This is a genomic window from Micromonospora aridisoli (assembly GCF_056150025.1).
Genome location: NZ_JAXCFK010000212.1, coordinates 1 through 498, shown reverse-complemented (window position 1 = coordinate 498; position 498 = coordinate 1). Strand labels below are relative to the sequence as shown.

1 protein-coding gene is annotated in these 498 nt (G+C 51.4%); it reads left to right on the top strand.

The features are described 5' to 3' along the window. Positions 1-449, top strand: a 449-nt coding sequence (locus SM447_RS30160; RefSeq protein WP_474576251.1) for a hypothetical protein, incomplete at its 5' end; no start/stop codon positions are given. Positions 450-498 lie beyond the last annotated feature (49 nt).

The following is a 498-nucleotide window of genomic DNA, read 5'->3' as shown; positions in this document are numbered from 1 at the left end:
CGGTAGGGATGCTTATCATACAAATATTGCTTGGGTTGCTCGTCATCGCAGGCATTTACCTTATCTGGAAGGTACGGCGTGCATTCCGGAACCTTTCCGAGGGGCGGTTGCAGGTCTATCTTGATTATGCTGGTGCTCTGACCGACAACTTGGATCGTATCCGCAAAGGAAATTCGCCTGTATTTGACGCAGACCTTCATGGTCGGTTTGGGCTGATCACGTCTTCCCAAACGGGACTGAAATCAGATGCGGCTATCGACGCGTTGAAGGCGCTTCGAGTTGCTATCTCAGATGGCGCCCCCGACGCTGAAATTGAAACGTCAGAGAAAACCGCCGTTGAAAAGATCGTGACACTGAACGATTCCATGAGAAGCGATCTCGCACTTACGTATGCCGGAGGTCAGGTTCCCTCGGCCGAAGTCTTCTCTAGAAAGAGAGAAAAACAATGAAATTCACCATCTCCTGGCTGAAAGACCACCTCGACACCACGGCCTCCGT